We start from the raw sequence: 22,723 nt of genomic DNA on the forward strand, positions 1-22,723 counted from the left end.
GGTTCCCGGGCGCGCCGCCATGTTTCACGGGCCCACCGAGCTCCCTGATTCGGACCTGCTGCCCGTCCCTGATGCCTGCGGGGAGGCGGACCTTGTGGGTGTGCTGCTCGTGGATGACCTGGCCTGACCCCTTGCACGTGGTGCAGGCTCGCGACGCCTTCTCGTCTTCTCTGGTGGCGCAGGCGGGGCAAGCCCTGTGGGCGGTTGTGCGCAGAGGGATGATCACACCGTCGGTGGCTTCCGACACGCACGGCCTGGTCCTGGATGGCGAGCTGGTGGTGTGGGACGGGGAGCGGCTGTCGTTCGAGGCGCTGCAGCGCCGCGCCGTATCCGGCGGTCGTAGCGCGGCGCAGCTGGCGGCGGCTGTGACTTTGCTTTGTTGTTGGCCAGGGGGCCGGTGAACAGAGCAGCTCACGGGATGGCGTTGCTTCGTAGTTGGCCATTTCGTTGACGGGTAGTTTGCCGGCGCGTAGACGGTGTGGTCACTCAGGGTGCTTTCGGGGTTGGGTGCGGATCCTTCTGAGTGACGGCACGCCATAGCCGCGAGATGGCCTCCCGACCTGCACGGTTCAACCGCTCGGGGCTTCCCTGAGCAAGGGGCCCGACCTCGGCGTCAAGCGTGTGGGCGACGGAGCCGAGATCCGGTGCTTCGGTCTCTATGTCAACGTGTATTGACGTCCCTCTCAGCGGAAGTCCGCCGCGTGGTCCACCGCCCACTCCCGGAAGGATCGGGCCGGGGTGCCCGTGATGCGCTCCACCTCATCGTTGACCGGCTCCGGATTGTCGAGCATCTCCGCCTGGGCCGGCACCACGGCTTCCACCAGCTCTGCCGGGTAGCCTGCGGCCTTCATCTGCTCGATGGCCTCGTCCAGTGTGATCTCCTCGAACCGCACCGGCCGCCCGATCACCTCGCTGATCAGCGCCACCTGCCGTTCCTGGGTGATCAGTTCGAGGCCGGTGATCAGGGGGCGGGCGCCGAGCAGGGCGTCGGTCGTCAGTGCCTGAACGGCGACCGCAGCCATGTCCGCCTCGTGGATCAGCGGGCGGGCCAGCCTTGCCAGCGGCGCCCGTACCGCACCGGTAGTGCGGACCTCCTCCGCCCAGCCCAGCGTGTTGCTCGCGAACCCGGTGGGCCGCAGCGCCGTCCACTCCAGGCCCGATGCCTCGATCAGCCGCTCCAGCTCCGTGTGGAACATGGTGATCGCCTCGCCCGGATTCTCCTTCTCGCTCCCGGCCCCGGCGGATGACAGGTACACCACCCGTCGGGCGCGCTTCCCGATCGCGTCGATCACGTCCGACGCGCCCTCGGCGCTCAGGAACGGCCACACCAGGAAGACCGAATCGACGCCCTCCAGAGCCGTGTCCAGCGACGCGGGATCACCGAGATCGCCGCGTACCGCCTGCACACCCTCTGGGAAGTCCGCCTCCCTTCTCACCAGCGCCCGCACGGGCACGCCCGCCGCGTGCAGTTGGGTCACCACCGCGCCGCCGACCTTTCCAGTCGCGCCGGTCACCAGGATCCTGGACTGTGTCATCGGAACCTCCTCGTCTCGCCGTTCGATGACACGACTCTCGTACATCAACCAAGGTTCAGGTCAAGCACCGGCCAGCCGGAGCGGCCGTCACCGGCTGTCACTGAGGTTTTCTCAACGAAATGATTTCGTGAGGTGACTTTGTCCAGTGGATCCCGTGAGCCGCGATGAGTTCTGCGGCGTCCGGCGGTCGTACTGTCGAACCCGTTACCGAGGAGGGCTTCTGATGCGCAGCGTGACCTATTCGATGGGCGTCTCACTTGACGGCTACATCGTCGGGCCGGACGGCGGCTTTGACTGGACGGCGCCCGACGAGGAGGTCTTTCGCTCCTGGATCGACGAGATCCGAGAGGTCGGCGTCCACCTGTTGGGACGACGGCTGTACGAGACGATGCTGTACTGGGAGACCGCCGACCAGGATCCCTCGCTCGACGACTCATTGCTCGAGTTTGCCGCGATCTGGAAGCCGCTTCCAAAGGTGGTGTTCTCCACCACGCTGTCGGCGGTGCGGGGCAATGCCCGCCTGGCCTCCGGCGGCCTGGCGGAGGAGATCGAGCGGTTGCGAGCCGAGCCGGGGGAGGGCGACATCGCGATCGGCGGCGCGACTCTCGCCGCCGAGGCGGCCGCGTTGGGTCTGATCGACGAGTACCGGGCCAGGGTCTACCCGGTGCTGGTCGGCGGTGGCATTCCGTTCTTTCCCCAGCGTGAGCGCCGGGTGGATGTCGAACTCGTCGAGACCCGCACCTTCAGCTCGAGAGTTGTCTACCTCCGCTACCGCGTGGCGCGTTAGCCGGCTCGTCCGCCAGCCCTGGGAAGAACGGGCCGGCCAGTGACTTTTCTCAGCGAAATGATTTGCGCGGAGCGGTGTGAACCACTGCCTGGCGAAGGCGGGTCGGGCGGACCACACCCGACCGCAGACGCACGTAAAGCCCATGGTAGGACAGGTCTCACCACAAGATCATGTCCGCAGCCGCCAGAGGCTTCACGTGGGTCACCCATGTCGCCAAGCTCGACGTCCCGCGCCACGTCGTGGACCACCTCTCACGCCTGCCGGCCGCACACCGGCGGCGGATCGGCACCCCGCGCGGCAGCCGGGCACTCGGCCCGTTCCGCCAGGCCGTCCTGGTCCTGCGCTGGTTTCGCGAACGCGGCTGTGTGCACTGCCTGGCGCGCGACGCCGGCATCGCCCAGGCCACCGGCTACCGCTACCTCCACGAGGGCATCGACATCCTCGCCGACCAAGCCCCGGACCCGCACAAGGTCCTGGACCGGTGCCGACGCGAGGCCATGACCCACGTGATCCTGGACGACACCCTGATCGAGTCCGACCGCCTCGCCGGCGTCCGCGACAACGGCAACGGCAACGGCAACGACCTATGGTTCAGTCAGAAGCACAAAGCATTCGGCGGCAACGTGCAGTTCCTGGCCGCACCCGACGGCACCCCGCTGTGGGTCTGCGACGTCGAGCCCGGCTCCACACACTCCCCGCGCTGTACCGCGCAGCGGCCAACGGCCTGCCCACCCTGGCCGACAAGGGGGTTACATCGGCGCCGGAATCGGCATCCTCGTCCCGGTCCGGCGGCCGAAGGGCCGCTCCGAACAGGCCCTGCATGCCAACACACACACCACGAACAACCTGATCAGAGGCTCCACGCCCTCGGAGAACGCGCTGCCGCCGAGCTCAAGCAGCGCTGGCGCACCCTGCAACACACCACCCTCAGCCCGAGCCGAATCGGCGACATCGCCAGCCCCTCCGACCAGCACGTTCGAAGATGGCGAAGGCTCAATGATCGTCGCTGAGAAGACGTCACTGGCCAACTGGCGATCAAAGAGGCCAACTACGAGGCAACGTCACAGCGGCGATGCCCGCGCACTTCCTCGCCTTCGACGTCCTGCAGATCGAGGGCCAGGAGCTGCTCACCGAGCCGTACCGAGCGGCGCCGCGCGATCCGGGAGAACCTGTTCACCGAGCACACCCTGACGCCGCATGGACCCTGTGCCCGATGACGAGGGACCCGGCCATCGCCCAGGAGTGGCTGAGCTCCTGGACGGAGGTGCAGGGCGTGGAGGGCATCGTCATCAAGGGTCCGGACAGCGGTACGTGAGCGGCGCCCGCGGTTGGTTCAAGGTCCGCCGCCAGACCACCGAAGCCGTCATCGGCGCCATCACCGGCACACTGGCGCGCCCACAGCTGCTTGTCCTGGGCCGCTACGACGCAGAGGGCCAGCTGCGCGCGGTCGGCCGCACCACGCCGCTGAAGCCGACAGCGGCCCGTCAGCTCGCCGACCACCTCACCGAGGCCGGCCCCGACCATCCGTGGACCGGCGTGTTGAATTGTGTGGAGCGGTTGCTCTCCGTCGCAGCATTGCCTCGGACAGGTTCTCAGTCGGTGAAATCACCGGTTTCGGACGGTCCACCTATGCGCCGTGGTCGACGAGGCGTAGGAGCTTTGGGCTGGCATGTCGGAAGCGGCCAGTAGCCTCAGGCAGCATGGGCATTCAGATCGATGTAGTGGCGGGTTACCCGATCAACGATGAGATGGAGAGGGTGCTCGGGTTGGCCGAGGCGGTTGGCGAGCCCGTCACTGTCACGTTCATGTGGGAGGGGCGTGAAGAGGCGGAACGCGCGGTGCTAGTGCCCGCGGCCACGCTGGCACTCTGGGAGCATTGGGCCCCCACCGCCTACCCGACGAGTGGCGCTGGGGACGAGAACCGGGCTGTGGCGGAGGAGCCGGAACTGGCCCACCCCGCGGAATTCGGCGCGTTCACGCTCTTTCGTCGTCGCGTAGGAGGGCGCACGGCGGTTGCTCGCAAAGGCGTGGTGGTCGCCGAGCTACTGGACCCCGACGAGGCGCACTGGCTCCAGGAGAAGGCCCGCAATGTCCGCCAAGGCTTCATGGATCCGAAGCAGAAGGCGGCGTTCGAGGAGTTCCTTGCCCGGCAGGCATCCCTCGATGAGCAGTGACGCGCCGACTCATGCTTCGTGGCTTTGTAATTGATCTTCGGGCTCTGGTCCACTTCGTGCGGTGTGGTGACGCTCGGTCACGCCCACAATGGGAGCGCTTCCGATCAGCGAGACGGGGCTCCGGCCCGGCCGGAGCCCCGGCGAAGGTCAGCTGGTGGGGAAGGTGTCGGGGGTGCTGATCCGGCTCTTGAGCAGCGCCCCGGACTCGGTCAGCACACCACTGCTGCTGTAGTCGCTGCCGTTGCAGGTGCCGGGCTTGAACGCCGCGCTGCTCTCATTGGCGTCGGAGTAGGTCCAGTTCGCGTAGCCGATCTTCCGCTGATCGAGCAGGTCCAGCCAGGCCGTGGTGCTCGCCCGGTCCATCGCTCCACCGCCGGTGGCGCTCACCGTGCCGAACTCAGTCACGAACAGCGGCAGCTGCGAGGCCGCCCGGCTCACCGTGGCGCGGTAGTTGTCCTTGTGGCTCGCCGCGTAGAAGTGGAACGCGTACATGATGTTGGTGGCGTTGACGGGATTGCTGACGACCTCGCTCTCGTTGGAGCCGTCCGAGACTCCCAGCGAGGACCAGCCGCGGGTGCCGACGATGACGACGGCGTCCGGGTCGGCGGCCCGGATCACCGGGATGACCTGCTCGGCGTAGCTCTTGATGGCCGTCCAGCTCACGCCGTTGGGCTCATTGGCGATCTCGTAGATCACGTTCTTCTTGGCGGCGTTGCGTGCGGCGACGGACGCGAAGAACGTCTTCGCGCGGTCGAGGTTGTAGTTCGGGTCGCCCGGCGTCAGGGTGTGGAAGTCGATCATGGCGTACATGCCACGCGCCTCGGCCATGTCGACGAGGTTGTTCACGCGGCTGGTGAAGCCCGCCGGGTCGGTCTCATAACCGCTCTCCTGCACATACATAGCGATGCGCAGCAGGTCCGACTTCCAGTTCGTCGCCAGCGCGTCCAGGGACGCGGCGTTGTAGCACTTGCTGAACCACTGGATGCCGTGCGTGCTCATGCCCCGCAGCTGGATGGGGCGGTTGTACTGGTTGCACAGGTTCACGCCGCAGACATGGAGCTGTCCGTTGATGTCGACGGGGGTGCCGTCGTCCGGCACGGGCGGGGGCTCCTCTTCGACGGAGCCTGTACAGGTGACGCCGTTGAGCGTGAACGCCGTGGGCTTGGGGTTGGCGCCCGTGAAGGAGCCTGTGAATCCCAGGTCGGTGGCCGCGCCGGTGGCCAGCGTGCGGTTCCAGTCGACGCCGGCGGCGGTGACCGTGGAGCCGGACTGCGACCAGGTGGCGTTCCAGCCCTGGACGACCTTCTGTCCGGCGTCCGGCATGGTGAACTTGAGCGTCCATCCGGTGACGGGGGCACCCAGGTTCGTGAGCTTCACTCCGGCCTGGAAGCCGCCCTGCCACTGGCTGGTGATTGTGTAGTCGACCTTGCAGCCGGTGGCGGCCACGGCCTGGGGGCTGACCAGTGCGGTAAGGCCCAGGACCGTCGCGCAGGTCGCCAGTAAGGCCAAGAAACGTTTCATGGCGTTCCTCCTCATGCGAAGCGGATACGGCATGATGGGAGCGCTCCCACCCCATCGGCCCGAGAACGTACACGGCGCGTCGGTGTACGTATAGGCATTCGACCATCGAATGATGCGGCGGTGCGGGTGACCGCTGCTCAGACGGACGCGGCCGGGGCATGCCGAAAGAGGGCCTGGGCGGCGAGCCGGACCGGCGGCCTCAAGCACCGTCGCCTGGCACGCAACGGATGGTCTTGGGCGCCATGTCGTACTGCCGGGCGAGGGCCTTCACGGCGGCGGCCTCGCAGTACGGCTCCACTAGGGCCTGTGTGATGTCGTGATCAATCGGCTATTCGTAAGAGGTCTTCGAGCCAGATCATCGAGGCGCGGAGTTCGAGGCCGGCGAGGTAGCTCTCCGACGCGCGGGCCGACGCGGAGTGACTCCGCAGGTGATGGTGAGCGGACGACGTTCAGGACGTCTGTCCGTGGCCGGGCTGATCGCCATGCGGCCCGGCTCCCGGACCCGGCTGTGCCACCGCCTGCGCACTCACCCCTCAGGCAAGGGAAAGCGCCGCAGCATGAAAGAGCGCGACTTCATCGCGCTGATCGACGGCACCCACCAGCTCGTCAAGGCGCCGATCGTGCTGGTGTGGGACCGCCTGAACACCCACGTCTCCCACGCCATGCGTGAGCTGATCGCCGAGCGTGAATGGCTGACAGTGTTCCTGCTACCCGCCTACTCGCCCGGCCTCAACCCCGCCGAGGGGGTAGGGGCGCACGTCAAACGCAGCCTGGCCAACCTCGCCGTCGTAGCCCTTGACCGCCTGGAAACGCTTGCCCGTAATCGGCTCAAACGCCTCCCGTACCGGCCAGATACCCTCAACGGCTTCATCACAGGAACCGGCCTCGCCCTCGGCATCCCTGCAACTCCCTGACCAGCCGAAGTCGCATAATGCTGTGCAGTCCGCCGGATGACAGGAGACGCTGATGCAGTGAATCAGGTTCAGGAGATCGTGGGGCTGGTCGGCGGTGTGCTGGGCCAAGATGTCATCGGCACCTACCTCCACGGCTCCTCCGTGCTCGGCGGACTCAGGCCGGCCAGCGACCTGGACGTGCTGGTCCTCTCCCGGCGGCGAATGGACGAGCAGGATCGACGGACACTCCTCGGTGGACTGCTCCGGATCTCCGGATCTCCGGATCTCCGGATCTCCGGATCTCCGGCTCCTGAAACAAGGTCCGCCCGGTCGAGCTCACCGTGGTCGTCCAGTCCGAGGTCCGGCCGTGGCGGTACCCGCCGACCGGCGACTTCCTCTACGGCGAGTGGCTGCGTGCGGAGTACGAGGCCGGGGAGGTCCCCCAGCCGGGGCCGATGCCCGATCTGGCCCTGCTGATCACCATGACGCTGACCGGCGACCACCCCCTCACCGGCCCGCGCCCGGCGCAGGTCCTCGACCCGGTCCCGCAGACCGACCTGGTCCGGGCAAGCGTGGCGGGTATCCCCGGCCTGCTCGACGACCTGGACAGCGACACCCGCAACGTCCTGCTGACCTTCGCCCGCATCTGGACCACGCTCGCCACTGGCCAGATCAAGTCGAAGGACGCCGCCACCGACTGGGCCCTCGCCCAGCTCCCGCCCGAGCACCGCCCCGCCCTCGAGCACGCCAGGCAGCTCTATCTCAACTGCCCCTACTCCGAGGAGAGCTGGAGTGACGCATTGCAGGCGCAGGTGCGTCCGCATGTGGACCGCGTGCTCGCTGAGATCGACCGGCTGCGCGCCCGAACCCCGCGGGCGTGAGGGCCGCTGCCTGAAGCCCCGGGTGTCAAACCTGACGCGGTGGTCCACCTGCGTCCTGCCGCGCCCCTCCAGCAGGGAGTGAGCAGCTCGGCGGCGGAGGTTGCACACCGCACGCGCCCCAGGATGGTCCAGTAACCATCGCAAGGCGCACCTCGGCCAGGCCCTCGGACAGGCCGAGGCGGACTGAACGCCGCGCCAGGGGCGTCTCCCTCGGCCCACCATCGTCACCCTGAAGTGCCGAACTCAGTATGGAGAAGCCGGTTCCGGCGAGGCATCCGTTGATGAGGTGGGGTCTTCGTTGGATGTGTCGCGTGCCGCTGCGGACGGCTTGGACAAGGTGGTCGCGGTCGGTGAAGACGACGTTGGCGGTGACGGCACGCCGGAGTATCGACCAGACGCCCTCGACCGGGTTGAGGTCGGGTGCACAGGTGGGCAGTTGAACGATGGTAAGCCAGTCGTGCTCGGCGGCATACTGGCGTAATCCGCTGCTGCGGTGGACGTTCAGATTGTCCCAGATGACCATAATGGGGCCGCCGAGCTGGAGGTGGGCCCGCACGAGAAGGTCGCGGTAGTCCTGCCAGGTGAACCCCCGGTGAGCACCTCGGTGATGGCCCTGGATCCGGGGGCGGTAGATCAGCCGGCTGCGTTCGCCAGGTCGCGCAGATAGGCGCGCTGGGGAGCCCTGGGCGAAACAGGCACAGGTCCTGGGCGATCACGTAGTTGTCACGCTCTGTGATTTCCCGGGTTCTGCCGCGAACGGAGTGGCTGTACGCCTGGCCGACAAGATGAAGGGGTTCCGGGGCTTGCTCAGATCGCTGGAGCAGCCATCGAGGCGCGAGTTGCGGCAGTGATGAGAATTTCGCGGGGCACCCGCGCTGCGGCGGCAAGGGCGCGACCCACCGGGTAGGCGTGGGCGCCTGCTGGGAGATTTCCGCGGCGCCCGCTGAGTACCACGTCGATGGAGCCCGTGCTGCTGTGCGATTCCGTGGTTCTGTCCAATCGCCGCAGTGTTTGGCGGGCGACTGCCTCCGCGCTGTCGTACAGGGTGGTTCCGGTGGGCAGGCTCTGCAGAATCTCTGGCGCCACCAGGGGGTAGTGCGTGCATCCCAGCACCACGGAGTCGCAATTCTGGGGGGTCCGCTTTGCCGCGTCGGCGATCGCTTCCGCTGCTGTGGCCATGTCTCCGTGGTCGATCGCCTCGGCCAGACCAGGGCATGCGACACGCGCGACAGGCCGGCCGTTCGCGAAGTCCGCGATCAGGCGATCCTGGTAGTCACTCGCCGTGGTCCGGACGGTTGCCCACACGGCGATGCCTCGGCCGGCCGCTGCGGCCGACTTCACGGCGGGCACGGTTCCGATCACAGGCACACGGGGTTCAAAACTCTCGCGCAGGGCGTCGATCGCGGTGACGGTGGCGGTGTTGCAGGGGACCACGATGGCCACCGCGCCCCGCTGGACGGCCAATTGGGCGGCACTGAACAGACGGTCCGTGACGAAGGAGGCGGTTCTCGATCCCCAGGGTGCGCCGTCGGGGTCCAGAAACAGAAGCAGATCGAGTTCCGGGGCGAGGTGCCGAAGCCATCCTGTGGTGGAAAGGAGGCCAAGCCCTGAGTCGATCAATGCCACCATCATAGGAGTTAAGTTACCAGCCGACCACTGGCGCAGATGGCGGTCCGTCACGGGCGGCGGCGGGGGCGGCCCTCCCAGCGGTGAGTGGTCCACGCTCGGCGGATCAGGCTACGCACGGTGATGATGGTGTCGGCGAGGTCGAAGAAGGCGTCGATGACGGTGGCCCGGCGCTCGTAGCAGCGGGCGAGGCGATGGAAGGCATTCTGCCAGGCGCGGGTGCGTTCGACGTGCCACCTCTGGCTTGCCTGGATCGGTGCCTTCTCGCCCTTGTGCACGATGCGGCCGTGCAGGCCGCGTTCGTGGAGCAGGTGCGGGTCTTGTCCGAGTCATAGCCGGCGTCCAGATGCACGGTGACGTCTTTGGGCAGCGGTCCCAGGTCCTCCAGGCGGTCCAGGGTCGGGGGGAGCAGCGGGGAGTCGTGACGAATCGCTCCAGCCAGCACACGGCCAAGTGGGATTCCATAACCATCCGTCATACCTGAGCGTTTCAATCCCTGTTTGCCGCGATCTACCGGTGAGCGTCCTGCGACCTCACCACCGCCGGGGCTTTGGTGATGGAACCGTCGACGGCGATCTGATGGAGGACGAGCCCGACGATCCGGTCGTAGGACTCCAACGTGATCTGCTTGAGTTCGGCGAAGACGCCGAGCCGGATCCACTCGTCCCGGCGGTTGCGGATCGTGGTGGCCGAGCAGGTCGTGTCGGTGATCGCCTGGCAGGAGCAGCCGAACCGCAGGAGCTGCAGCATCTTGTCGAAGACGACCCGGTCGCTGATGCGTGGGCGGTGGCAGCCCAGCGGATGCGTCGGCGCGTAGGCCGGTCGCTCAGGCAGGAGGGCGATGAATTGGTTCCAGAGTGGTTCGGTCAGCCATGATGGCAGTACAGGCACAGGTCTCCCCGGTGATCACAGAGCGTCGCAACTCCGTGATCGCCAAGACTTGTGCCTGCTCTGCTACCGAGATGGCGCCACCGCGCCTATCTGCGCGGCCTCTGAGTGCGAGTTCCGCGGGCCGGTGGCAGTGGCGTCATGCTCCTGGACTGCGTTGGCGGAGTCGTCCGGTTCACCGCGGGTGCCGAATGATCCGCGCTACACCACCCCGCCGAACGTTCGTCTCGCCCGTGTTCCATAACCTCTTGCCTGAGGCCTCCCAGGGAAGGCAACACAAGCCCTGCCCAACCTGCGCGGCCACCCGGGTGGCCGCGCAGGGATCGGCGGGCTGCACGACGTGCGAAGGGTCCGGCCAGGCGGTTCATGGGCAACGCACCAAAAGGGTCCGCATTCCCGCTGGCATCCGGGAGGTACAGCAGATCCGGATCAGGGAGCACGGAGGGCCTGGAAAGCACGGGGGTGTACTGGGGGACCTCTACGTTACCGTGCACATCGACCGCTGAGGCCGCGCCATGGCGGTCGGCGCCCGTCCTGCGAGGACCCGGCGCGGCCTGGTGCCCGATACGAACACCCCCAACGAGCAGACCGGCGAGCTGATGGAGCCGCAGCTATCAGGCGTCGACCTGGCCCGGGTGGCGCTGCACGCGGCGCACCCGCACTACGACCGCGCGACGGGACGGGCGCGAGCCCACGGGTTCACCGCCGTGCTTCAGGGCCTGATGGCCGACCAGGCCTGGGAGCTCCCGGCCGCCGGCGGCGCGCTGCGCGACCGGTGGGCAGCCATCGCCCCCGACCTGGCCGGGCACGTCGCCGCCGTCGGCTACGACCCGGGTTCCGGCCGGCTCACCGTGTGCCCGGAGTTGACGGCCTGGGCGACGAAGGCGCGCCTGGAGCAGACCCGCGTCATACCCGCCGACGAGGTGCGCTTCGTCCGGGATCTGACGGTTGACGGAACCGGCCGGCCGGCCGATCGATGAGTTCCGGGTCGTGCGGAGGTCACAGCCTGCAGGACCGCTGGCAGACTGACGCGCTCGTACCCGAAGGAGACGCATGGCAAAGCTCATCTACTCGATGATCACCTCGCTCGACGGCTACGCCGAGGCGGCGGAGGGCGACCTCGGCACCGGGGCCGAGGACCAGGAGGTGCATACCTTCATCAACGACCTCTTCCGCCCCGTCGGCACGTACCTCTACGGCCGACGGATGTACGAGACGATGGTCTACTGGGAGACCGCGCACACCGAGCCCGACCAGCCGCCGCACATCCTGCAGTACGCCCGCGACTGGCAGTCCGCGGAGAAGATCGTGTACTCCACGACGCTTGAGTCGGTGTCCAGCGCGAAGACCAGGATCGAGCGGACCTTCGACCCGGACGCGGTGCGCAAGCTCAAGGCCGAGGCTGATCACGACCTCACCGTCGACGGCCCGAACCTCGCGGCCCAGGCGATCGCGGCCGGCCTGGTGGACGAGTACCACCTGTTCATCACCACGAGCGTGGTCGGCGGCGGCAAGCGGTTCTTCCCCGACGGCGTGCGCCTCGATCTCGAGCTGGTCGAGGAGCGTGCCTTCGACAGCGGACTGATCTACGCGCGCTACCGGACCCGCTGAGCCGCACCGGTTGGTCTCACCTGCCGGCGGCCGAGCCGGGGCAGGTGAGACCGAGCCGCAGGCGAGGAGCGGGGCGCCAGCGCGTTGGACTGCGCCCGCGTACGCGAGGGAAAAATCACCCACCCGGAGCCACTGCGGGCGCCCACCGAGCCGCCATGGTCGGGGCGGCCACGGACCCGACCACGACTCCCGCCCGCACTGCGCGCACCGCGACCACGGCTGGTCAGCGCGGTATGGGGTTCTCCCTCATGGCGCCTCCACCCGACCGAGTAGGGTCCGGCGCATGGCGACCATCAATGAGGTGCTGGCGGCGCTCAGCGATCTGCGTAGTGACTTGGAAACCCGCGCCTGGCAGCCCGATGAGTACGAGCACGACCTGGCGACAGCGATGCGCGCGGAAGGCGGGGCCAGCGCCCACGCCGCACGCGTCGGGCTGCGCGCGGCCGGCCCCGAGGTCTCCCACGGGCGGCTCGCACCGGTCGCAGCGCGGTGCGCCGCGATCCTGGACTCCCCGACCCGCGCCGCGTCGGAGGACGGACGCGAACTGCGGCTCGCCCTGGACGATGTCCTGGACTTGGACTTGGACCTGGTCGTGCGCGTGACCGGCGACCAGCTCCAGACCGTGGGCACCGATTGCAGGGCGGCACGGTGACCAGCCCGCCCGGCAGCCGCTTCACCTCATAAGGCCCCGTGTTGCGCGAAGTGTTGCGGTAGATGTTGCGCTGGCCTTCACAGCGCCCTGGAGTCCGCCCAGGTCACCACGGGCGTACGGCGTGGTCGGGCCGCTGGCATCCCCGTTGCGACCCCTTCGCATGAGGGAGGGCGGGATGGGCGGCGCGGACGCAGCCGGGGATCGGTGCGCGCTCACCGATGTTGCGCGTCCGTCCCCCCAGTTCCGCCGAAGCGCTCGTATGGAGCGGAATGAACACGAAGAAGCCCGGCCCTCCCCGCGCGATTACGCAGAGAGGGCCGGGCCGCAGCGTTACTTACCCGGCGAGGTCGCTCTTGTAGAAGACGGTCGACTGGAACTCGTCAGGACTGACGGCGATCTTGCTGGAGAAGCCGAACGCGAGCCGCGGGCCGCTGGACGACCGCCAGATCGCCATTCCCTGAGGTTCGCGACCGGGCAGCGAGTTACCCGCGGTCGTCGGGTACTTCTCGTTGTACTGCCCCCCGGTCTGGTTCATATCGAGACGAACCAGGTAGGACGGCTTGGCCGGATCCGAGGGCTTCGCGGGCGCACCACCGTAGGAGAGGTATGCGTACTGGCCGTACGAGGTCACGCCCTGGAAGAGGTCGGAGTCGCTGAGACCGAGTTGGGCGTTGGTCGGCAAGGCGCGCTTGGCGAGGGGGCGAGTGTCGTCGTTGATGCCCCGGGCAATGACGTCGGAGAGGTTGAAGAGCGCGAGGCGCCACGGACTCGTCGTCCCCATGTACCGGACGAGCAACCGGTTCGTGTAGGGATCGATCGACGGTCTCGGACAGTCCAGGAAATCGGAGAGACCGATCTTGAATTTCGCGACGCCGGGGCTGGTGTGGTAGTCGATCAGCCCCCCGTCCTGGTACTTGATGCGGCAGATCGTGTGGCTGTTGGGGGCCGTACCGGGGGGTCAGGCTCCGGTAGTCGCCCGCGAGCCAGATGAACGGAGATCCGGACGTATCCGGCTGGATCCCCATCGAAGAGCCATGGTCGAACGCGTGGAGCGCCATGGACCGCCGACTACAACCGCGAGGTGGCCTCGGCCCACAGCACCATATCGAAGCCATCGTCCACGGCGTCCTGCTCGTACCAACCTCGCCCCGCCAGCCAGGTTTCCAGCCACTCAGCGAGACTGCCCGCATCTATGAACCATGCACGCGAGAGATCCTGACCACTGATCGCATTCGGCTCGAAGAGGAGGACGGTGCCTCCCTCGCTCCGGCAGTCGACGCACGCAAACATGGCACAGCCCCAGTCCAAGATCGGCAGGACCCCCTTGGGCCACGACCACCAGGTATCTGAGTCCTCGGGCGGGATCCGTGCCAGGTAGCTCTCGACTATCCCTTTCTCGCCCTCCGCATTCACGCCCACCAAGGGGAGTAGCGAGTCCATCGGCCCGAACCCGCCATTGCCTACCTTCAGATACAGTGCGGCGAGCAGCGGATGCAGGCGAAACCCGAGCCTCTGTTCGGCCTCTTGCATAGCCTCGGCAGAGACCGGAGGCTGGCGCCGCTCACCGCTGGCCGCCTCGGAAGAGACCCGTTCAAGCAACTGCTCAAGGCTGTTCATGGCAGCATCCTCGCCGACAGGTCCGACAGCGCATCAAGCGGGCGGAACAGGCAGTCGTCACGCAACCGCGGTCAGAGCCACATACAGATGTACGCCGACAACTACGGTTTAAAGCCGCTGACGGTCGACAAGAAGTAGGACCGCGTCCTGGGCATCGGTCCTCCGCGGACCGGTGCCGAGGACCGCGTGGCGCGCCCCGCGGCCGCGCAGCCACCGCACGGCCGGAACCCCACTCAACGTGCGCTCAGGAAGCGAAGCCGACGGCGAGACCCGTTACCAGGTCGGGTGGATCGCAGGCATCTGCGTCATCAACTGCAGGGCTTCGACGTAGTCGTGTGGTTGAACTGGTAACCGTTGTGAAGCGCTGGCGTTCACGTCCTTGGCGGCGCATGATGGAGATAGTGCTCTCACCCGCATGGACGCAGGAGAGTGACAGCCTTCTCGGCTCTCACGCCCGTCCCACACAGCTGGCGTGGTTGATGCCGAGTCCATTACTCGTACACTCAAGTGGACGCATCATGGAACGAGGGACACCGTGGCTGTGCTCAAGCTTTCACTTTTTTCGAATAACTTTCCTGATTTCTTCATCATCGATCACACCGGCCTTGTCGACATCGCCAAGATCGAAACCGAAGATGACCGTCGTAACGCCACGTTCCAGTGGACCGGCCCTAGCCTGAATTTCGGCGAAAAAGGAATGCTGGTACGAGCAGTTGCTCCGCCGGGCTTCTGTCTGCGCATCGCGACGTTCGACAACTTCCGCATACACAGCAAGTTCTTCACCGGGATCACGGACCCCCAGGTCAAAGCCCAAGTTATCGAGGAATCGACTTACGTCCTCGAACAGGCAGAAATCGACCCGAACCAGGCCTCGTTCCGTTCCGTGAAGTTCCCAAATCGATTCATCCGGCACAGGAACTTCGAACTCTTTGCCGAGCCGGTGGTAACCCCTGCCGAGCTTCAGTCCGCATGCTTCAGGATTGCCCCGCCACTCCACCCCGCCGATTTTTAAACATGCCGGTGAGGTATCGGGTGCGCGCGGCGAAAGCCGCGACCACTCCACCACCGAAGGTGCTTCCACGGCCGGGGCAAGTGAGACCACTTCCGATCCCGAGGCGATCACCAGTTCACCTGATCACCAGTTCACCTGTCGGGGCGATCGCCATGGAGGGAACGGCCTTCGGCTGCGGCAGCACGTACTGGATTCCCTTACGGGCGATGCGATGGCGAATGCCGTGCTGACGTAACCATTTCCACAGGTGGGGGTAGTCGTAGCCTTTGTCGGCGTGGAGCTTGGCGGGCTTGCGCGGGGCGCCGTCGGCGGCCGCGGCGTGAGCGGATGGGCGGGATGCGCGCACGAGGGGTTCGAGCGCCTGGCTGTCGTGCAGGTTCGCTCCTGAGATTCCGACGGACAGGGGGCAGACCGGTCCGCTCGGTGATCAAGTGGATCTTCGATCCGAACTTGCCACCGAACGATGCTGCGGGTAGCTGCTGCCATGTGCAGCCCGACGTGGCCACGAACACGATCACAGCAAGTACTCGCGGTCGCCGTGCCGACGCCGGCCACCGCCCTGACGCCGCGACGGAGCCTCCGGCACCACCCGCTGGAACACCTCCCACAGCTCATCTGGCACCAGCCGCTCAACAATCCCCACCACGGCCGACAGCCTACCCAGCCATCCAAATGAGATGACCTCTACGGCGCTCCCGTCAGAGGACTGTGAAGCCCTTCAAAAGGCCCCAAGTACGTATAGTGCGGTCGGCCCCGGTGCCGTAGTGGCAGCCCTTGCGCGTCAAGGCATCAGGCTGCCCGGCCTGCGCGCCAAAGGTTCTCAGCGCTGAAGTCGCGGAGGTAGTGCCACCCAGCGGCGTGGGGTGCGGGGATCGACCACGTACTGGCCCTCGTTGATCCTCAGGCCGGCCGCGGCGCAGGAGTAGGCAAGGATGTCGGCGCCATGGGGGAAGGTGTGCTTGCGCTGCCAGAAACGGAAGTTCCAGTAGGCGGTGGGGTCCGACTCGTGAGGCGAGAGGCCGATCTCGTCGGACGCGACGACTTCACCGTCGCGGGCCAGGGTGCCGAATGTCCCGCCCTTGGGGTTGAAATACACCCCGTAGGCGGTGGTGCCCGCCGATATCGCTTGCAGCACGGCGTTGTCGCTCGGCATGTACCCGCACTGTGTGATCACGCAGCCGCCGGGGGCGCCATCCACGCTTCTCACGCCCACGTAGCGCAGGGACTCCTCGTAGTCGGCCTGATCGAAGGGCGCGTGTTCGAGATCCGCCTTCGGGCACTGCGTGGGATCGGCACCGATCCGCCGGATCAGCTCGTCCTCGCTCAGGCCCTGCACGAAGCAGACACCGAGCCCTTCGGTCCAAAACGGCTCCTCACCGAACGCCGCGATGAGCGCGTCCGCCGACTGCTGCGCGGCGACCTCGTCAGGGGGCAACTCCACCGCCTCCGGCAGGCCTTGAGCAAGCGGTGCCAGCGACGTGGTCAACAACAGCCGGCCCGGCGACCACGGCCCTGATTGCGGTGTCCACACATCTGCCCCGGCATCGATCAGCGTATGGACAGTGGCCTCGTCCATGTTGTGGACGGCGTACCACAGTGGCGTGCGCTCGTCATCGTCGCGTACGTCGACGTCCACGTTGCACGACAGGAGCGCCGTCACCGCTTCCGCCGCGCCATGCTCCGCCACCAGGTGCAGCGGGGTGGCGCCGCGCCATCCGACGGCGGCACCGGGCGGCGCGCCTCCCTCCAGCCGGGCCCGGATCAGGGCTGTGTCCCCCCAGTCCCGGTAGCCCATCTGCTGCCAGTCGGCCCGCGGCACATAGCGCTGACGGGCCTCCTCCTCGCGGCGTAGCGTCTCGCGCTGGTCCCGAGTCAGCGGCGGCGCCAGGAACGTCGGCGGTCCGCTCATCTCCACAGTCCCGAACAGACCCGGCTGCACCTCTGGATCCGGCGGCTCAAGTCCCGGCCACACCTCAAGCGCCCGACTTGACGCAGCACGCAGTGCCGCCACATCGATCGGGGTGCGGACCTCGGCTATCTCCTCGTCCGGCCACTCGACCACCAGCTGCGCGTCCCCCGGGGGCGGGAGTTCCGCCAGATACAGGTCGACGTCTGTCTTGAACAGGGACCTGCGGGAGTGCTGCAAGCCCGGATCCAACGGGATCAGTCCAACCGCTTGCTCCGTCGCCGCCACGCTTGCCCGTCCCTGCGGCCCCGTGAACGGGATCTCCCGTACTACCGTGCCGTCCAGCGAGGTCACCCGCCGGCCGTCGGAGAACAGCAGACCCACCCGAAGCCCAGACTGCCTTTTTGCATCCGCGCCCTGCCGGCGGGTTTTACGGAAGATCGCCAGATGCAAAGTGACCGACCGCGGCCACACGGACCATCCCGTCAGCAGTATCTGGGTTGCCGGACCTACGCCGACCACTTCAAGCTGCGGCAACAGTGCGGGCGCGAAGCGGTCAACGGGCGGCGCGTACTGCCCTTCGTCCTCTCCCTGCGGTCGCAACCGGGCCAACACGGCCTGCTCGGCAGCCGGTTCCTCCGAAAGCACAAGATCATCAAAGAATCCCATGCGCCGAGCGTCGCACACCACACTGACAGCGCCCGAGAGTTTCCGGTGCACGGGCTGGGTCGACGTCGGCCGACATCCAGCCGCCAGTGGCAACCAGCTCGGCCAAGTGTCACCTATCTCGAAAAGTCGCACCTGGCACCCAATCGGGTTAATGCGCCCCACGTTGGTTGTCGGTGGCGGCTGCTACGGTGAAATCGAATCGAACCCGCAGCAATGGGGATGGCACACCGCACAGCATCGGTGCGGTCGAATAGCCCGGCCCGGCGGCCGGGGTGAGGATCGCAACGGCGCATCCACCGAGATGACATGGTCATCGAACGGGTTGATGGCCCCGGACTCCGGTCCGGGGCCATCACTCATTGGCACCCCTGGTTAGTTGCATGCTCAACCACGAGCTGAATGTAGTGGGGCGGACTACGGCGCCTCACTTTGCGCCGCGGTGCTACCCGACGACGCCGGGCCCCGTAACCGCAATCGCCCGAGTGGCGTTGCGCTGATCATGAGCACCGTGGAGGACCTGGTCGCGCTGATGGAACAGCCCGGTGAGCGGTGGCCGCTCGTGACCGTCGGCGAGGCGCGCGCCATCCTCGCGCTCCTGGACCTCGTTCCGGAGGGGACACGCCAGGGGAACACGAGATCGCGCAGGAGCTACGGGCCGACGTCGCTCGACGGCTGCCGACCTGATCCGACCGCCGTAGAATCGAGCACATTCCCGGTCTGCCGCCAGACCTACCCCGCCTCTGCACCCTGGAGACCTACCTCACGGTGCAGCTCAAGCGGGTCCAGCAGGAGATCGCACATGTCGAACAGCAAGCGGCCATCCAAGGTCGTCGCCGTCCCGGGTGACGGTGACAGCACCCGTGCGCGGATGGTGGCACCCCGCGCTCACCGCACGGGACCGCAACATCGCCGTCATCACGGCCCTGGCCTGCCAGGGCGTCGCCGACAAGCGCCTGCGTACGGCACCTACGGCTGGGAGTCTTTCCGCCAAAGCGCCAATCCAAAGGGGCGCTGTTAACGTAGTGAAAGTAGGGCCGCAACCCGGGGATACGCCCCCGGTCCGCTGATTCCCGTGCAGCGGGGATCTTGGATGCAAGACGTGCTCCTTGCATGGGGCGACGCCCACGACCGTGCCGCTCCTCCCTGCGCTGCGGCCATCCATCTCGTGTCGTTGAGAGTTGCGCGAGACGATGGAAAGAAGGTGTATTCACCATGCGAGCACAACGTGTGAGGCGTCTCGTCGCGGTGTCCGCGGTCGGCATTCTGATGGCCGGCGGCTCTGCGATCGGCGCAGCAGGCACGGCCGCAGCAGCAGCCCCTGCCGTGCATACCAATGTGACCAACGACGGGTGCGGCGACCGCGGTGACTGGGGCGAACGCTGCTTCGACCACCGCTTCGACCACCGCTTCGATCACCACTTCGATCACCGCTTCGTCGACGGAGGTGTTGTGATCATCGTGCTCTAGCCTCCAGATAGAAGGACTCCCCGGGACGTCCGGGAGGCGCTGGGCCGGAACAATCCGTACGCCGTTCAGCGTCAGCTCGGTCGCGGCGTGTCCGTGTGGGCCGAGGAGACGGGCACCCTCGATGGCGACGAGCGGGGTGACCAGCACGCCGAGGGCGCGGGAGGCGGCGCGCGCCTCGTTCCTCGTGCTGTTGATGCCGCCAGTGACGTCTGCGGAGCCGTGCCACAGACGGCCGACGCGGTCGTTGCCCCCGCCGCCCCGCCTGTACCCCATCCGTGGCCGGCCGAGTACAACATCAGCGACCGCCCCCGGATCCACACCGGCGACTGCACCATGCACGGCCAACGCGTCCACAAGATCAGCGAGCAGGACGCGCGGCAAGGGATCGCCGACGTCGGGGCGTGCCAGTTCTGCCGGCCCGACACCGTGCTCGGGATCTTGGAATAGGCCCTCTACTTCCGGGCCGCCTTCGCCTCTCCCGCGGCGAGGATCTTGCCGGCAGGTGGGGCGGCTGCCCATCACCCCGCTCTGACTCAGAGGATGATGGGCAGCCGGATGGTCGGCGCAGGGGCTCAGGCTCCGCTCCCGTTGATGATGCCGTCGAAGCCCTCCAGCACGCCGGCGGGCTTGTCGGTCTGTACCGTGTCGCCCTGCATCTCGAAGAGCTGGACCGGCTCCCGCAGCGTGTAGGGCTGGTTGACCGGGGGGAATGCCTTGACGTCGCTCGCCCACAGCGTGGCGTACTTCGTCGGGTCCGTGGCCAGCATGAGGAGCGTCTCACCGGTGGCCTTGTCGATGACCTCGGTGGTGAGCGACAGGTAGAGGAGCATCTCCAGTCCGCCGCCCGTTTTCTTGCGCAGGACGCTGAGCGGCGTGATCGTGGCATTCGACATCGTCAGGGCGATGAGGATGCCGGAGTTGGGGGTGCTGGGGGACGTATCCGCCTCCATCCGAAACCCCTGGACCTCCAGGACGAGTCCGTCTTCCCCGGCCGTCCTCACCCCGAGGTTGATGCCGCCCTTGAAGTCGAGCGTGAGGGCTCCCAAGATGTTCAGCTTCAGCGGCACGTTGGCGGAGTACATGCTGCAGGGGATATCCACACCAACCGGCGGCAGCGGGTCCGCCAGGCCCTGGCCGACCCGGTGTGGCGCCTGTGCCGCATGGGCACTGCCGGAGAGAAGCGCCCCAGCACCAACCGCGGCGGCCACGGCCGCCGCTTCCCTCAAGAACCCCCGGCGGTCACGTTCACCACTGGTCATGCGCTGCTCGGTCATCTGGTCGTTCTCCGTTTCTCTACGGCGAGTTGGGCACCCTGCCGCGAAGAGGCGAACCCCAGCTCCAGATGCACCCAAGATCGTGTAATAGTTCCGCCTGCTCAACGCCGCCGGGTGCCGGCGGTTACGTCTCGCCGAAGCCCTGGTCGAAGCCCTTGAGCACGGGGTCCAGCTCAAGAGCGGCGCCGCATGGAGAGCAGAGCCGGGTGCCGGGGTGCTCGGCTGCGTTCAGAGCCTTCTCCAGGCTCAGCACCGGCGCCCCGGCCGGAGCCTCCGCGCAGTCGACGGCGTGCACGACACCCCGGCCGGGCCCGCGGCCGGGGGCCTTCGCCAGCACCCAGCCGGACGCGCGACGCGGCCCCAGCGCCTGCTGGACGGGCGAGGGCGGCTCCAGGTACTCGGTGGGCACGTCGTCGTACGAGACACCGTCCACGGGGCGTACGTGCTGCGGGGCGCGTACCCAGACCCGGTACTCGGCAGGCTTCACACTGTCGCCGGGGCCGTTTCGGTACGCGGGGAGGCCGACCTGGTACAGCCAGCCGTCGCGCAGCTGGCGCCGGGACCACAGGTGCGCGACGACTTCCTGGTCCCCGGGCAGCAGCACCCGGATGGGCACCGGCACCGGCTCGGGGTTCGAGGACGTTCGTCATGCCTCCCACCGTACGGACGGACACCGACAGCACCCGGCCCCACCTGCGGAGATCCGTTGAGCGATCCGTGGTCTCTGGAGGCATGAGCGATCACGAGCAGTAGGAGCCGGCCCCGAGCCGCGGCAAGATCCGGCCGCCGCCCGGCGGTGTGGGGGTGTCCGGCGGGGCGGCTGCCTTCGGCAACTCCCGGGCGATCGAGGAGAACTCGTCCCACCACACCCGCGCGTCCGTCTCGCTCACGTCTCTCCGCTCGCTCGCAGAGGGCAGAGGGCGGCCTTGGTAGGACCGCCCCGCCACGATGTTCTACGGGATCGACAAGGATCCGTCGCGTTGCGGGGGAATCGCCACGCCGTTCTGCTGGAGGGCGACGGTACGCGCCGGGGAGGGAATGCGGATGCCCTCCACGCGGTAGCGCTTGTGCAGCCGCTTGATGAACTCGTGCTTGATCCGGTATTGGTCGCTGAACTCACCCACGCCCAGGATGACGGTGAAGCTGATCCGTGAGTCCCCGAACGTGTGGAAGCGGATGGCGGGTTCGTGCTCGGGCATCGCGCCTTCGACCTCCGTCATGACCTCGGTCACGATCTCGGCGGTGACGCGCTCCACGTGCTCCAGGTCGCTGTCATAGCCGACGCCGACCTGCACGGTGAGGGTCATCTCATGTTCCGGGCGGCTGAAGTTGGTCATGTTGGTGCTGGAGAGCTGGGCGTTCGGGATGATGACGAGGTTGTTGGAGAGGTTGCGTACGACGGTGTTTCGCCAGTTGATGTCGACGACGTAACCCTCCTCCCCGCTGGTGAGACGGATGTAGTCGCCGGGCTGGATCGTCTTCGAGGCGAGGATGTGGATGCCCGCGAAGAGATTGGCGAGCGTGTCCTGGAGAGCCAGGGCAACCGCGAGACCGCCGACACCGAGGGCGGTGAGCAGCGGAGCTATGGAGATGCCCAGGGTCTGCAGAACGACCAGGCAGCCTATGGCCAGGACGACGACGCGGGTGATGTTGACGAAGATCGTGGCCGATCCGGCGACACCGGAACGGGACTGCGTGACCGCCCGCACCAGGCCGGTGATCACGCGTGCCGCGGTGATGGTCGCGGCGAGGATGAGCAGGACCGTCAGGATCTGGTTGACGGTGTTGTTGACCCGGCCGGTCAGCGGCAGCGCCGCCGCGGCGGCCGCCACTCCGCCCGAGAGCGCCGCGATCGGCACCAGCGCGCGCAGCGCGTCGACGAGGACGTCGTCCCCGCTCCACCGGGTACGGGTCGCGTGCTTGCCCAGCCAGCGCAGGAGGATGCGCAGCAGGACGCCCGCCGCGAGCCCGACGGCCACCCAGACGCCCGCGACGATCCAGTCGTGCAGCGTGAGGTCCCGGTTCACCGGCTGCCTGCCGTCGTGCCGGGAAGGGGGCGTACGCCCGATATGTGATGTGTCGTCACCTTGCTGTCACCTGCTGCTCGAGTCCGGGATGTGCGGGGCCCGCCGTAACGACGAGTCGTTGACCGGCGGGCTCGCTCATCTTGCTACATGCACAGGGGTGCTTCGCGTCAGGGCCGCTCGCGT

The 22,723-nt window shown here is 67.4% G+C and carries 26 protein-coding genes and 4 pseudogenes; 14 read left to right on the plus strand and 16 right to left on the minus strand.

Annotated elements, in window-relative coordinates; all coding sequences use genetic code 11:
• Positions 1 to 40 precede the first annotated feature (40 nt).
• Positions 41 to 115 (minus strand): annotated as a pseudogene (locus ACIHCQ_RS29430) (serine/threonine protein kinase); the annotation flags it as partial.
• On the opposite strand from ACIHCQ_RS29430, the gene ACIHCQ_RS29435 reads away from it, so the two are divergent.
• Positions 114 to 401, plus strand: a complete 288-nt coding sequence (locus ACIHCQ_RS29435; protein WP_399668775.1) for a hypothetical protein — start codon at positions 114 to 116, stop codon at positions 399 to 401. The pseudogene ACIHCQ_RS29430 and the gene ACIHCQ_RS29435 sit on opposite strands and share 2 nt — an antisense overlap.
• Positions 402 to 683: 282 nt before the next feature.
• On the opposite strand, the gene ACIHCQ_RS29440 is transcribed toward ACIHCQ_RS29435, so the two are convergent.
• A complete protein-coding gene (locus ACIHCQ_RS29440) occupies positions 684 to 1,535 on the minus strand; it encodes an NAD(P)H-binding protein (protein ID WP_399668778.1) in 852 nt (283 codons plus the stop codon).
• A gap of 223 nt (positions 1,536 to 1,758) precedes the next feature.
• Between ACIHCQ_RS29440 and ACIHCQ_RS29445 the strand changes: the two genes are divergently transcribed.
• Positions 1,759 to 2,322: a dihydrofolate reductase family protein gene (locus ACIHCQ_RS29445; protein ID WP_399668780.1), complete on the plus strand. Its 564-nt coding sequence runs from the start codon at positions 1,759 to 1,761 to the stop codon at positions 2,320 to 2,322.
• A 170-nt stretch (positions 2,323 to 2,492) separates the two neighbouring features.
• On the plus strand, positions 2,493 to 3,332 hold the full coding sequence (locus tag ACIHCQ_RS29450; RefSeq protein WP_399668784.1) for a transposase family protein: 840 nt from the start codon (positions 2,493 to 2,495) through the stop codon (positions 3,330 to 3,332).
• 38 nt (positions 3,333 to 3,370) lie between these two features.
• Here the strand turns inward: ACIHCQ_RS29450 and ACIHCQ_RS29455 are convergent, their stop codons facing one another.
• Positions 3,371 to 3,499, minus strand: a complete 129-nt coding sequence (locus ACIHCQ_RS29455; protein WP_399668787.1) for a hypothetical protein — start codon at positions 3,497 to 3,499, stop codon at positions 3,371 to 3,373.
• Positions 3,500 to 3,633: 134 nt separating this feature from the next.
• Here ACIHCQ_RS29455 and ACIHCQ_RS29460 point away from each other — a divergent pair, with 134 nt between their 5' ends.
• Together ACIHCQ_RS29460 and ACIHCQ_RS29465 are read left to right on the plus strand one after the other, a co-directional pair.
• Positions 3,634 to 4,011 (plus strand): hypothetical protein, encoded by a 378-nt coding sequence (locus ACIHCQ_RS29460; protein WP_399668789.1) that lies wholly within the window; start codon positions 3,634 to 3,636, stop codon positions 4,009 to 4,011.
• An 11-nt stretch (positions 4,012 to 4,022) separates the two neighbouring features.
• Positions 4,023 to 4,496, plus strand: coding sequence for a hypothetical protein (locus ACIHCQ_RS29465; RefSeq protein ID WP_399668792.1), 474 nt, complete (start codon positions 4,023 to 4,025; stop codon positions 4,494 to 4,496).
• 147 nt (positions 4,497 to 4,643) lie between these two features.
• On the opposite strand, the gene ACIHCQ_RS29470 is transcribed toward ACIHCQ_RS29465, so the two are convergent.
• On the minus strand, positions 4,644 to 6,017 hold the full coding sequence (locus ACIHCQ_RS29470; protein ID WP_399668795.1) for a cellulase family glycosylhydrolase: 1,374 nt from the start codon (positions 6,015 to 6,017) through the stop codon (positions 4,644 to 4,646).
• Positions 6,018 to 6,445: 428 nt separating this feature from the next.
• Between ACIHCQ_RS29470 and ACIHCQ_RS29475 the strand changes: the two genes are divergently transcribed.
• Positions 6,446 to 6,931: a transposase gene (locus ACIHCQ_RS29475; RefSeq protein ID WP_399668798.1), complete on the plus strand. Its 486-nt coding sequence runs from the start codon at positions 6,446 to 6,448 to the stop codon at positions 6,929 to 6,931.
• 36 nt (positions 6,932 to 6,967) lie between these two features.
• Positions 6,968 to 7,791: pseudogene (locus tag ACIHCQ_RS29480) on the plus strand (aminoglycoside adenylyltransferase family protein).
• 247 nt (positions 7,792 to 8,038) lie between these two features.
• Here ACIHCQ_RS29480 and ACIHCQ_RS29485 read toward each other — a convergent pair.
• The 3 genes and pseudogenes from ACIHCQ_RS29485 to ACIHCQ_RS29495 all read right to left on the minus strand — a co-directional run.
• Positions 8,039 to 8,449, minus strand: a pseudogene (locus ACIHCQ_RS29485) (transposase); the annotation flags it as partial.
• A 149-nt stretch (positions 8,450 to 8,598) separates the two neighbouring features.
• The gene (locus ACIHCQ_RS29490) at positions 8,599 to 9,423 is read right to left on the minus strand and encodes a glutamate racemase (RefSeq protein WP_399668801.1); all 825 of its coding nucleotides are present in this window, start codon (positions 9,421 to 9,423) and stop codon (positions 8,599 to 8,601) included.
• 44 nt (positions 9,424 to 9,467) lie between these two features.
• A pseudogene (locus ACIHCQ_RS29495) lies at positions 9,468 to 10,308 on the minus strand (IS5 family transposase).
• 188 nt (positions 10,309 to 10,496) lie between these two features.
• On the opposite strand from ACIHCQ_RS29495, the gene ACIHCQ_RS29500 reads away from it, so the two are divergent.
• The 4 genes from ACIHCQ_RS29500 to ACIHCQ_RS29515 all read left to right on the plus strand — a co-directional run bounded on the left by ACIHCQ_RS29500 (position 10,497) and on the right by ACIHCQ_RS29515 (position 12,568).
• The gene (locus ACIHCQ_RS29500) at positions 10,497 to 10,811 is read left to right on the plus strand and encodes a DnaJ C-terminal domain-containing protein (protein WP_399668804.1); all 315 of its coding nucleotides are present in this window, start codon (positions 10,497 to 10,499) and stop codon (positions 10,809 to 10,811) included.
• Between the two features lie 51 nt (positions 10,812 to 10,862).
• Positions 10,863 to 11,285: a DciA family protein gene (locus tag ACIHCQ_RS29505; protein ID WP_399668808.1), complete on the plus strand. Its 423-nt coding sequence runs from the start codon at positions 10,863 to 10,865 to the stop codon at positions 11,283 to 11,285.
• A 73-nt stretch (positions 11,286 to 11,358) separates the two neighbouring features.
• On the plus strand, positions 11,359 to 11,916 hold the full coding sequence (locus ACIHCQ_RS29510) for a dihydrofolate reductase family protein (protein WP_399668811.1): 558 nt from the start codon (positions 11,359 to 11,361) through the stop codon (positions 11,914 to 11,916).
• Positions 11,917 to 12,199: 283 nt separating this feature from the next.
• The gene (locus tag ACIHCQ_RS29515; protein WP_399668814.1) at positions 12,200 to 12,568 is read left to right on the plus strand and encodes a hypothetical protein; all 369 of its coding nucleotides are present in this window, start codon (positions 12,200 to 12,202) and stop codon (positions 12,566 to 12,568) included.
• Positions 12,569 to 12,902: 334 nt separating this feature from the next.
• Here ACIHCQ_RS29515 and ACIHCQ_RS29520 read toward each other — a convergent pair whose 3' ends face one another.
• Together ACIHCQ_RS29520 and ACIHCQ_RS29525 are read right to left on the minus strand one after the other, a co-directional pair.
• Positions 12,903 to 13,349, minus strand: a complete 447-nt coding sequence (locus ACIHCQ_RS29520) for a hypothetical protein (protein ID WP_399668817.1) — start codon at positions 13,347 to 13,349, stop codon at positions 12,903 to 12,905.
• Positions 13,350 to 13,636: 287 nt separating this feature from the next.
• Positions 13,637 to 14,185: an SMI1/KNR4 family protein gene (locus ACIHCQ_RS29525; protein ID WP_399668819.1), complete on the minus strand. Its 549-nt coding sequence runs from the start codon at positions 14,183 to 14,185 to the stop codon at positions 13,637 to 13,639.
• A gap of 697 nt (positions 14,186 to 14,882) precedes the next feature.
• Between ACIHCQ_RS29525 and ACIHCQ_RS29530 the strand changes: the two genes are divergently transcribed.
• Positions 14,883 to 15,197 (plus strand): AbfB domain-containing protein, encoded by a 315-nt coding sequence (locus tag ACIHCQ_RS29530; protein WP_399669227.1) that lies wholly within the window; start codon positions 14,883 to 14,885, stop codon positions 15,195 to 15,197.
• Positions 15,198 to 15,312: 115 nt separating this feature from the next.
• Here ACIHCQ_RS29530 and ACIHCQ_RS29535 read toward each other — a convergent pair whose 3' ends face one another.
• The 3 genes from ACIHCQ_RS29535 to ACIHCQ_RS29545 all read right to left on the minus strand — a co-directional run bounded on the left by ACIHCQ_RS29535 (position 15,313) and on the right by ACIHCQ_RS29545 (position 17,772).
• Positions 15,313 to 15,600: a transposase gene (locus tag ACIHCQ_RS29535; RefSeq protein ID WP_399669231.1), complete on the minus strand. Its 288-nt coding sequence runs from the start codon at positions 15,598 to 15,600 to the stop codon at positions 15,313 to 15,315.
• A 111-nt stretch (positions 15,601 to 15,711) separates the two neighbouring features.
• Positions 15,712 to 15,843, minus strand: coding sequence for a hypothetical protein (locus tag ACIHCQ_RS29540; protein ID WP_399668822.1), 132 nt, complete (start codon positions 15,841 to 15,843; stop codon positions 15,712 to 15,714).
• A 174-nt stretch (positions 15,844 to 16,017) separates the two neighbouring features.
• Complete coding sequence (locus ACIHCQ_RS29545) at positions 16,018 to 17,772, minus strand: ankyrin repeat domain-containing protein (RefSeq protein WP_399668825.1); 1,755 nt, start codon at positions 17,770 to 17,772, stop codon at positions 16,018 to 16,020.
• Positions 17,773 to 18,984: 1,212 nt separating this feature from the next.
• Between ACIHCQ_RS29545 and ACIHCQ_RS29550 the strand changes: the two genes are divergently transcribed.
• Both ACIHCQ_RS29550 and ACIHCQ_RS29555 read left to right on the plus strand, forming a co-directional pair.
• Positions 18,985 to 19,239 (plus strand): hypothetical protein, encoded by a 255-nt coding sequence (locus tag ACIHCQ_RS29550; RefSeq protein WP_399668828.1) that lies wholly within the window; start codon positions 18,985 to 18,987, stop codon positions 19,237 to 19,239.
• 87 nt (positions 19,240 to 19,326) lie between these two features.
• Positions 19,327 to 19,686 (plus strand): DUF6233 domain-containing protein, encoded by a 360-nt coding sequence (locus ACIHCQ_RS29555; RefSeq protein WP_399668831.1) that lies wholly within the window; start codon positions 19,327 to 19,329, stop codon positions 19,684 to 19,686.
• A 125-nt stretch (positions 19,687 to 19,811) separates the two neighbouring features.
• Here the strand turns inward: ACIHCQ_RS29555 and ACIHCQ_RS29560 are convergent, their stop codons facing one another.
• The 4 genes from ACIHCQ_RS29560 to ACIHCQ_RS29575 all read right to left on the minus strand — a co-directional run bounded on the left by ACIHCQ_RS29560 (position 19,812) and on the right by ACIHCQ_RS29575 (position 22,540).
• Positions 19,812 to 20,513, minus strand: coding sequence for a twin-arginine translocation signal domain-containing protein (locus tag ACIHCQ_RS29560; protein WP_399668834.1), 702 nt, complete (start codon positions 20,511 to 20,513; stop codon positions 19,812 to 19,814).
• 124 nt (positions 20,514 to 20,637) lie between these two features.
• Positions 20,638 to 21,129, minus strand: coding sequence for a DUF6233 domain-containing protein (locus tag ACIHCQ_RS29565; protein WP_399669234.1), 492 nt, complete (start codon positions 21,127 to 21,129; stop codon positions 20,638 to 20,640).
• Between the two features lie 124 nt (positions 21,130 to 21,253).
• On the minus strand, positions 21,254 to 21,403 hold the full coding sequence (locus ACIHCQ_RS29570) for a hypothetical protein (RefSeq protein ID WP_399668837.1): 150 nt from the start codon (positions 21,401 to 21,403) through the stop codon (positions 21,254 to 21,256).
• Positions 21,404 to 21,466: 63 nt separating this feature from the next.
• Entirely contained in the window at positions 21,467 to 22,540 is a 1,074-nt protein-coding gene (locus tag ACIHCQ_RS29575; RefSeq protein WP_399668840.1) for a mechanosensitive ion channel family protein, read from the minus strand.
• Positions 22,541 to 22,723: the final 183 nt, after the last annotated feature.

This window comes from Streptomyces sp. NPDC052236, from assembly GCF_044548015.1.
In the GTDB taxonomy this organism is placed as follows: Bacteria; Actinomycetota; Actinomycetes; order Streptomycetales; family Streptomycetaceae; genus Streptomyces.